General features: G+C 57.4%; 5 protein-coding genes. 3 read left to right on the top strand and 2 right to left on the bottom strand.

The window, feature by feature from the left end; translation table 11 throughout:
* The first annotated feature begins 29 nt into the window (after nucleotides 1–29).
* The 3 genes from AB8996_RS09135 to asnB all read left to right on the top strand — a co-directional run bounded on the left by AB8996_RS09135 (nucleotide 30) and on the right by asnB (nucleotide 4,140).
* Nucleotides 30–1,049, top strand: a complete 1,020-nt coding sequence (locus tag AB8996_RS09135; protein ID WP_369298668.1) for an ammonium transporter — start codon at nucleotides 30–32, stop codon at nucleotides 1,047–1,049.
* Nucleotides 1,050–1,126: 77 nt separating this feature from the next.
* Complete coding sequence (gene purF / locus AB8996_RS09130) at nucleotides 1,127–2,539, top strand: amidophosphoribosyltransferase (RefSeq protein WP_369298665.1); 1,413 nt, start codon at nucleotides 1,127–1,129, stop codon at nucleotides 2,537–2,539.
* A gap of 17 nt (nucleotides 2,540–2,556) precedes the next feature.
* Nucleotides 2,557–4,140, top strand: coding sequence for an asparagine synthase B (gene asnB / locus AB8996_RS09125; protein ID WP_369298664.1), 1,584 nt, complete (start codon nucleotides 2,557–2,559; stop codon nucleotides 4,138–4,140).
* Between the two features lie 119 nt (nucleotides 4,141–4,259).
* Here asnB and AB8996_RS09120 read toward each other — a convergent pair whose 3' ends face one another.
* Both AB8996_RS09120 and AB8996_RS09115 read right to left on the bottom strand, forming a co-directional pair.
* Nucleotides 4,260–6,149, bottom strand: a complete 1,890-nt coding sequence (locus AB8996_RS09120; RefSeq protein WP_369298663.1) for an ABC transporter ATP-binding protein — start codon at nucleotides 6,147–6,149, stop codon at nucleotides 4,260–4,262.
* Complete coding sequence (locus tag AB8996_RS09115; RefSeq protein WP_369298662.1) at nucleotides 6,130–7,944, bottom strand: ABC transporter ATP-binding protein; 1,815 nt, start codon at nucleotides 7,942–7,944, stop codon at nucleotides 6,130–6,132. The genes AB8996_RS09120 and AB8996_RS09115 overlap by 20 nt, the downstream gene beginning before the upstream one ends.
* Nucleotides 7,945–8,541 lie beyond the last annotated feature (597 nt).

Here is an 8,541-nt window from a genome sequence, read left to right as displayed (position 1 = left end):
CCGCATGGGACAAAACTTCCCTAGCCTCCATCTTTTTGACCACAACTATCGCGCCAGCAGTCGCAACTTGTACAACAATGATTTTTACCTGGGTCAAAAACGGCAAGCCGGACGTTTCCATGTGCCTGAATGCTTCTCTTGCCGGGCTGGTGGGCGTCACCGCGGGCTGTGACGCGTTTGACGCCATCGGAGCCACAGTCGTGGGCATTGTTTCCGGCATTCTGGTGGTCGTCGTGGTAGAAGTCCTGGACCTGAAGTGCCACGTGGACGATCCTGTGGGCGCTGTGGGCGTTCACATGGCAAACGGCGCCTGGGGCACGCTGGCGGTAGGGCTGCTGGCAAACCCGGACGCGCCCGCAGGGCTGAACGGTCTGTTCTATACCGGCGATTTCAGGCAGCTTGGGCTGCAAGCCCTGGGCTTTGTGGCGGTTGCCGTTTATGCGGTGCTTGCCATGATCCTCACCTTCAAGATCATTGAGAAGACAAACGGACTGCGCGCCGACCCGGAGGACGAACTCAAGGGCCTGGACATTTCCGAACACGGTCTGCCCAGCGCCTATGCGGACTTTGCCCCCGCTGTGGAAAAGTATGGCGCTCTTGCCCCCGGAGAGGAGATCGTCGCCGTGACCGGCGTTACTCCTGTGGCGGAAGCGATCCCGGTAAAGCGGGAGCCGTCCTTCGCGCCTGAGGGGAGCAAGTTCACCAAGGTGGAGATCATTTTCAAGGAAGAGCGGCTGTATGCGCTGAAGGAAGCTATGACAAAGCTGGGCATTACCGGCATGACTGTTTCCCATGTGATGGGCTGCGGCGTGCAGAAGGGAAGACCTGAATACTACCGCGGCGTTGCGGTGGAAACAAACCTGCTGCCCAAGGTGCAGGTGGATATCGTGGTCAGCTCCGTCCCGGTGCGGGACGTGATCGAAACCGCCAAAAAGGTGCTTTACACCGGGCACATCGGCGACGGAAAGATTTTCGTCTACGATGTGGAGAATGTGGTAAAGGTGCGTACCGGCGAGGAGGGCTTCGCAGCCCTTCAGGACGTGGAATAAAAATCATAAGCTCTGGCTGCCGGAAGCGCCTTCGCTGGCTCTTCCGGCAAAGCCGTCATTTTGCGGAGGAACGATCCATGAGAAAGCTCAACGAGGAATGCGGCGTGTTTGGGGCGTACGCTCCCGAAAGCTCCGACCTGGGGGCGCTGACCTATTACGGTCTGATGGCTCTCCAGCACCGGGGGCAGGAAAGCGCCGGGATCGTGGTCAACGACCACGGGGTGTTCAGCGCGCACCGGGAAACAGGTCTGGTCAGCGAGATTTTCTCCCCCGACCGTTTGCGGGAGCTGGGAGAGGGAAACATCGCCGTGGGGCATGTGCGGTACGCCACCACCGGGGCGGATCAGAAGCGCAACGTCCAGCCCCTGCTGATAAACCACCACAAGGGGCGCATGGCGCTGTGCCATAACGGGAACCTGGTCAACGCCTTTGAGCTGCGCAAGGAGCTTGAGGAGCGCGGCTCGGTGTTCCACACCACCACGGATTCCGAGGTGATCGCCTATCTCATCGTCCAGGAGCGGCTGGGCTGCGGGAGCATTGAAGAAGCGGTGAGCCGGACGATGGACAGGATCGAGGGGGCGTATTCCCTGGTGATCTCCTCCTCCCGGAAGCTCATTGCCGCCCGGGACCCTCACGGCTTCCGCCCCCTCTGCATGGGCAGGCGGGAGGACGGCGCTATCGTATTCGCTTCCGAGACCTGCGCCCTGGACGCAGCCGGGGCGGCTTTTGTCCGGGATATCCTGCCCGGCGAGGTTGCCACGGTGGAAAACGGCAGGCTGCGCAGCGACCAGAGCCACTGCGGAAAATGCCCCAAGACGCTCTGCTCCTTTGAATACATTTATTTTTCCAGACCCGATTCCGTTGTAGACGGCGTGAGCGTCGCGCTGGCAAGGCAGAAGGCGGGGGCGCTGCTGGCAAGGGAGCACCCGGTGGAGGTCGACCTGGTCGTGGGCGTGCCGGATTCCGGCTTGGACGCCGCCGTCGGCTATGCCCGCGAGTCCGGCATTCCCTATGCCCTTGGCTTTACAAAAAATAAATATGTGGGGCGCACGTTTATCGCCCCGGACCAGAAATTGCGGGAATCCGGCGTGGACTTGAAGCTCAATCCCATTCGCTCCGTCGTCGATGGAAAGCGGATCGTGCTCATCGACGACAGCATCGTGCGGGGAACCACCAGCCGCCGCATTATTTCCCAGCTTCGGAAAGCCGGGGCAAGGGAGATACACATGCGGGTGTGCGCGCCGCCCTTTGTGGCGCCGTGCTGGTACGGGACGGATATCGACAGCCCGGAAAACCTCATCGCGAACCGCCACACAACGGAGGAGATCGGCAAGCTCCTCGGCGCGGACAGCCTGGGATATCTCAGCCTAAGCAGCGTCCGGCAGTTTTCGCCGGAGGGGCTGTGCGCTGCCTGCTTTGGCGGCGGTTACCCCACGGCGGTGCCGAGCCACGGGGAAAAGGAACGGTTTGAAGGGAAGATATTTGGGTAACCAAAAGGAGGATATTTATGTGCTCTATCATCGGGCTCACTGAGCGAGGCTCTCTAACGGAGCAGTGGAAGGTCTGCTTTGCCCGCACCCGTTCCAGAGGACCTGATATGGAACGGGTGGAGGAAGTGGGGAAGGGCTGCCTTGGCTTTCAGCGCCTTGCCATCATGGGGCTGGAGGAAAGCGGTATGCAGCCCTTTCATCTGGCGAAGACAGCCGTGGTCTGCAATGGGGAGCTTTACGGCTTCCGCCCCAAAAAGAAAATGCTGGAGCAAGCCGGCTACCGCTTCCAAAGCGGCTCAGACTGCGAAATTCTCCTGCCCCTTTACCGGGAATACGGCGTGAAGATGTTTTCCATGCTGGACGCGGAATTTGCGCTGATTTTATACGACGGCGAGAAAGAGGACTGGATCGCCGCCCGGGACCCCATCGGGATACGCCCGCTCTATTACGGAAAGCTTGAAAACGGCGGCATGGCGTTTGCAAGCGAGCCCAAAAGCCTGCTGGGGCTGGTCTCAAAGATACACCCCTTTCCGCCCGGCTGCTATTATGCGGACGGCGCCTTTACCCGGTATGCCGACCCCGCCGTCCCTGCGGAAACCATAAATGGGGATATTGATACCATCTGCGCCGGGATCCGGGAGCGGCTCATCTCAGGGGTGGAAAAGCGGCTGGACGCCGACGCCCCCCTGGGCTTCCTGCTTTCCGGCGGGCTGGATTCCAGCCTTGTCTGCGGCATTGCTTCCCGGCTTTTGCAGAAGCCGATCCGCACCTTTGCCATCGGCATGGAGAAGGACGCCATCGACCTGAAATACGCCCGGCAGGCGGCGGAGTTTATGGGCGCGGAGCACACGGAGGTCTATATGACCCGGCAGGACGTGCTCAGTAACCTGAAAACCGTGATCTCCCTGCTGGGGACGTGGGACATCACCACCATTCGAGCCAGCATGGGAATGTACCTGTGCTGCAAGGCGATCCATGAGCAGACGGACGTGCGGGTGCTGCTTACAGGGGAGATCAGCGATGAGCTGTTCGGCTATAAATATACCGATTTTGCCCCCTCGCCGGAAGCCTTCCAGCAGGAATCCCAGAAGCGTGTCAGGGAGCTGCACCAGTATGACGTGCTCCGGGCGGACCGCTGCATTTCCGTGAACTCCCTGGAAGCCAGGGTGCCCTTCGGCGATCTGGAATTTGTGCGGTACGTGATGAGCATAGACCCCGCCCTGAAAATGAACACCTATGGTATGGGAAAATATCTGCTGCGGAAGGCCTTTGAAAACGAGAACCTTCTGCCGAAAGAAATTCTCTGGCGGCAGAAAGCGGCGTTCTCCGACGCGGTGGGGCATTCCATGGTAGATGACCTCAAGGAATTGGCGGAGGAACGGTACACTGACGCCGAATTTGAGGAAAGGCGAAAAAAGTACACCCATGGGCAGCCCTTTACCAAGGAAAGCCTGCTGTACCGGGAGATTTTTGAGGAGGTCTATCCGGGGCAGGGAGAGATGATAAGCGATTTCTGGATGCCCAACCGGGACTGGGAGGGCTGCAATGTCACAGACCCCTCCGCCCGGGTGCTCTCCAATTACGGCGAAAGCGGAAATTGACCCATGAAAAAGTAAAAAAGCACGGGACCACACATGGTGCGACCCGTGCTCTTTTCTTTCTATTTGTCCAAACCGGTCAGGGAAGCGGCAAAGGACAGCCTTTCCTTACAGACTAAAGCTCAGCCCAGCAGGAGATTGGATTCCGCCTCGTCGTAATATTGTGCCTGGGCGTCCCAAAGGGCGCGGTAGTGGCTGTTTTCCGCGTTCAACAGGTCGTCGTGGCTGCCGATCTGCACCAGCTCGCCTTTCTGGAAGACGGCAATGCGGTCGCAGAAGCGGCAGGAGGAAAGCCGGTGGGAAATGCACACGGAGGTCTTGTTCCCGGCAATTTGGGAAAATTTGCGGTAGACCTCAAATTCTGAAACCGGGTCCAGCGCGGCGGTGGGTTCGTCCAGCACCAGGAACGGGGCATTTTTGTACAACGCCCGGGCAATGGCGATCTTCTGGGCTTCCCCGCCGGAGACCTCCACACCCTCCTCGTCGAAATCCTTGTTGAGATAGGTGTGCAGACCATGGGGCATTTTCAAAAACCGCTCCTCCAGCCCGGCTTCCTTCAGGCTGTCCCGCACCCGCTGCTCGTCATATTCCATGCTGGCTGCCACGCTCTGTCCCAGCTCAAAGGAAAAGAGGTGGAAGTCCTGAAATACCACGGAGAACAGGTCCAGATATTCCTGATAGTTATATTTCTGTATGTCGATGCCGTTTAGGGTGATAGTTCCCTCCGTGGGGTCGTACAGCCGGCAGAGCAGCTTTATCATGGTGGTTTTCCCGCTGCCGTTCCTGCCCACCACCGCCAGCCGTTCGCCGATCTTCAGCTTCAGGTTCAGGTGGCGCAGCGCCCAGGTATCCGTGCCGGGATATTGAAAGGAAACGTCGTGGAACTCGATGAGATAATCGCCGTCGTCCCGTTTTTCCGTGGGCAGGGTGCCGTTGTACTTTTCATTGTGGATATCCAGGAACTCAAACAGCCGCCGCAGGTGCAGGTTGTTGGCAAACAGCTCGGACACGCTGTGGAACAGCTTCTGGCAGCCGGTGGCGAAACGGTTCACCGCGCCCACATAGGTGACCACCCCGCCAATGCCGATCAGCCCCAGATACGCCTTGGAAGCGACCACCACGTAGACAAACAGCCCCATTACATAGGGCATGGCGGCGGAAACAGCTTCTACAGAGCCTGATTTCACGGCGACCCCCGAAAAAAAGCGGTGCATAGAGGTTCCCGCGTCCTCCATTTCCTCCCGGAGCAGCCCCGCTTCCCCGTAAAGGCGCACGTCCTTTCCCAGCTTGTGGTCGGTGGGGAGCGTCCAGTAAAAATAGCTGAACAGGCGGTTGGTCAGCGTCATGTTTTCTCCCATGCTTTCTACGGTTCTGGCTTCTATTTTGGAGCAGATAAAAAACACCGCAAGGCAGAGTAGCAGCAGGAAAGCCAGAAGTGCCGTGCCCCAGTGGGAAGCGAACACCTCCGCTGCCCCGGTGGGCGCTTTGACCGTAATGGTAAACAGCCCCATTGCCAGCGCGATAGAGGATACCGCTCCCACAAAGCCTTCCACCAGCTCATTCGTGGTGTAAATCAGCCGGAGCAGTCCGTTGCCCGACCAGTTGTGCATCTGTTTGATCTGGTCCAGTTTTTCGTGGACCCGCACGTCCTCCACGTGCTCGTAATCCATGGAAAGCATTTTCCGGGCAAAGGTCATGTAGGCGTCTGTCCAGGAGGTGGCGGAAGCCGCTTCCCCTTTTCGAGTCAGGAAGCTTTTCAAAAGCAGCAGGACCAGGTTGACGCTGACTGTCAGCGCCGCCAGCACCAACAGGCGGCGGCTGTCCCTTGCCCCGGTCAGTTCGTCGATGATCTGCCCGGAAAAATACAGGGTAATTAAAGGGGAAAGGGCGGTCAGGGCGTACTGCCCCGCTTGAAGCAGCAGCTCCTTTCCCTTGCCGATTTGAAAAACCAGCCGGTAGCCCCGCAGCAGCAGGGCGCATTCGTCCCGGAATTTATGCCAAAGCCGTTTCATTTGCTTCCCCTCCCTGTCCTATAGTTGCGTTCTTTTTGTAATAAGCGCTTTGCAGCTCATAAAGCTCGTAATATTTGCCGTGCCGGGAAAGCAGCTCCTCGTGGGTGCCCTCCTCTTCAATATTGCCGTTTTCCAGGAACAGGACCCGGTCGCAGAAGCGGGTGCTGGACAGCCGGTGGGAAATGTAGAGCGAGGTCTTTCCTGCTGTCAGGTCGCCGTATTTTTCATATAGCTCTGCCTCGGCGATGGGGTCCAGGGCGGCGGTGGGTTCGTCCAGCAGGATAATGGGCGCGTCCTTATACAGCGCCCGGGCAAGCATCAGCTTCTGCGCCTCGCCGCCGGAAAGGTCCACCCCGTCGTGCCAGATGTATTTCATCAGCTTGGTTCCCATTCCCCGGGGGAAGCTTTCCACCTTTTCCCACAGCCCGGAAAGCTTCAGGCAGCGTTCCACCTTTTCCATATCCGGGCTTTTGTCCATGGAAACGTTTCTTGCCACAGAGTACGCCCGCACGTCAGATTCCTGGAATACCGCGGAAAACAGAGTGTAGTATTCCTCCCGGTCAAATTCCGTGATGGGAATGCCGTTCAGCAAAATCTGTCCCTCTGTGGGGTCGTACAGCCCGCAGAGAAGCTTCACCAGCGTGGATTTTCCCGCGCCGTTTAGTCCCACCAGCGCCGTTTTTTCCCCGGACCGCAGGACCAAATTCATTTGGCGAATGGTGTCCTGCTTTGCGCCGGGATAGCGGAAGGATACGTTTTGCAGGGTAAGCTCCCACTCATCGGCTTGGGGCAGGGGTCTGCCGCCCTCCCGCCGGAAGGTGTCGGGATAATCGAGATATGCCCGGTAATCCGCCGTTTCCAGATGCACCCGGTGCAGAATGGAAAATTCCGTGAGACAGGCGAGGAACTGGCTGGAAAAATTGCCCACCGCCGAAAAATACAGCACAAAGGCGGCGGGGTCTATTTCCCCCTTGACCGCGCCCCACAGCAGCAGCCCGTAAGCCGCGCCCTCCCGCAGGAAGCCCAGCAGGCAGTCGGCGGCGTCTGCCAGAAAGGCGGCTTTTCCCGCTTTTTCCGCCCAATGGAGCCGCAGCCTTTGAAAGCTGTCGTACAGGTCGGAAAGCCAGCTTGCCATGCCGAACAGCCGCACGTCCTTGGCAAAGCGGTAGTTTCCCGCTTCCTCATGGATATAGCCCATTTTTCGGTCAAAGGGCGCCCAGTTGTCCCGGTTTTTGAACTCCCACTGGTTTGCCGCCCGCCGGGAAAGAAAGCCCAGGGAGGTCAGCGCCGCCACGCCGAGGACAGCCAGAGGGCTGTATGCCCACAGCACCGCGCCGAAGAACAGCAGCCCAATGAACCCAACCAGCAGCCTGCGCATGACGCGGTAACCCTCTTCCGACCCGGCGCTGTTGTTATAGAGATAATTTCCTGTTTTCGCCCGAAGGTCAAGGAACGCCTGTACCTCTTCGTTGGGATAATCGGTGGTGATTTGCTTCAGGCATACCATCTGGTTCATCTTCATGCGGGGGAAGGTCAGATAGGCAAAATCCGTAAACCGGGTAAGCCCTGTGCACCCCGCCCCGCAGAGCAGAAGCCCCAGGGACCAGCCGGCGATCTCCCCAAACAGCGCTGCAAAGCTTGCCCCGCCCTGCAGCAGGGCAATGACCCGGCTGGGCAGGATCATGGCGATGGCGGGCATTCCCAGCTCCAGTAAAATATAGACCGGATACCAGAAAAACAGCATGGGGGTGGTTTTCCACGCCATTTTCAGCAGAAAGCCTACATCGCTTGCCATGGAATAGGCTGGCTTTTTTGTTTGTTTCGGTTCTTTCACAGCGATTCACTCCTTTCACCGCAGAATGATTGCGGGACAATCATTTCGGTGGGCACCTTCAGCGCTTATCTATAATATAATCCCCTTTCCGCCAGAAAAGGGGATTTTTGCACGAATGGTATTCTCTGAAGCACCAATGGTATATAGAATACGATAAGAAGTTGCACAATTTTTCAAATTATGCTATATTCAATTTGGAAGTCTGCTGAAATGACAGGCGGTCTGGCTACACCTCTGAAAGGAGGTGAGGCATTATGCCGATTACATTGACGATTCACGTTTTTGGTTTTACCATAACCGTCAAGGTAAATAGCAAAAACCGCCACTCTGGCAAGTGACGGTTTTTTAGAAGATATTAAACTGCACTGAGCCAGACCGTCTATCGGCAGGCTTCTACTATGATTATATTCGATTTAAGAAAAATGTCAAGCCTTTTGATTGGCAGTATTTGCTTAGATACTAAATGCCGGATACCAGAAAAGGACTTAAAGGAAAAGACAGAAAATCAAAATAGAAAAATTCTGCTGGTTGCTGTGGACTTTTTTGCCCTTATTCAGC

The sequence above is a fragment of the uncultured Neglectibacter sp. genome, from assembly GCA_937958185.1.
Classification (GTDB): domain Bacteria; phylum Bacillota; class Clostridia; order Oscillospirales; family Acutalibacteraceae; genus Acutalibacter.
The sequence above is the reverse complement of the archived record's forward strand: the minus strand, read 5'-3'. Positions and strand labels throughout refer to the sequence as shown.